Raw genomic sequence first — 1,073 nt, 5'->3', positions numbered from 1 at the left:
GCGGCGGCCTGCGGCGACTGGATGACCACCGGAACACCCGACGGCGCCTGCGCACCGGTGATCCGCGTCAGCTCCGCCTCGCCCGAGCGCACCTTCGCGATCCGCGGCGTGATGCCCGCGTCCGACATGAGCCGGTCCATCTCCCGGCGCTGGTTCGGCAGCACCAGCGTGACGACCGTGCCGGACTCGCCCGCACGGGCCGTACGGCCACCGCGGTGCAGGTAGTCCTTGTGGTCGGCCGGCGGGTCGACGTTGACGACCAGGTCGAGGTTGTCGACGTGGATGCCGCGCGCCGCCACGTTCGTGGCGACCAGCACGTTCACCAGGCCGTCCTTGAACTGGGCCAGCGTCCTCGTCCGCTGCGGCTGCGACTTGCCACCGTGCAGCGCGGAGGCGCGCACGCCCACCGACAGCAGGTGCTTGGTGAGCCGGTCCACCGCGTGCTTGGTGTCCAGGAACATGATCACCCGGCCGTCGCGGGCGGCGATCTCCGTGGTCGTCGCGTGCTTGTCGGCCTCGTGCACGTGCAGCACGTGGTGCTCCATCGTGGTGACCGCGCCCGCCGACGGGTCCACCGAGTGGACCACCGGGTCGTGCAGGTAGCGGCGCACCAGCAGGTCCACGTTGCGGTCCAGGGTGGCCGAGAACAGCATCCGCTGCCCGTCCGGGCGCACCAGGTCCAGCAGCGCGGTGACCTGCGGCATGAAGCCCATGTCGGTCATCTGGTCGGCCTCGTCGAGGACCGTGATCGACACCCGGTCCAGCCGGACGTCGCCGCGGTCGATGAGGTCCTTCAGACGGCCCGGCGTGGCCACCACGACCTCCGCGCCGCCGCGCAGCGCACTGGCCTGGCGGCCGATCGACATGCCGCCGACCACCGTGGTGAGCCGCATCCGCAGCGCCTGCGCGTACGGCGTCAGCGCGTCGGTGACCTGCTGGGCCAGCTCACGGGTGGGCACCAGGACCAGGCCCAGCGGCTGACGCGACTCGGCGCGCTGCCCGGCCAGACGGGCCAGCAGCGCCAGCCCGAACGCCAGCGTCTTGCCGGAGCCGGTGCGGCCCCGGCCCAGCAC

At 72.8% G+C, this 1,073-nt stretch carries 1 protein-coding gene; it reads right to left on the bottom strand.

Annotated features, from left to right (window positions below; translation table 11 throughout):
* Positions 1–1,073 (bottom strand): DEAD/DEAH box helicase (locus HW445_RS32175; protein WP_180224281.1); only part of this gene is annotated, 1,073 nt, incomplete at both ends.

The organism is Streptomyces sp. UH6 (genome assembly GCF_013421635.1).
GTDB classification, from domain to species: domain Bacteria; phylum Actinomycetota; class Actinomycetes; order Streptomycetales; family Streptomycetaceae; genus Streptomyces; species Streptomyces abyssomicinicus.
The sequence above is the reverse complement of the archived record's forward strand: the minus strand, read 5'-3'. Positions and strand labels throughout refer to the sequence as shown.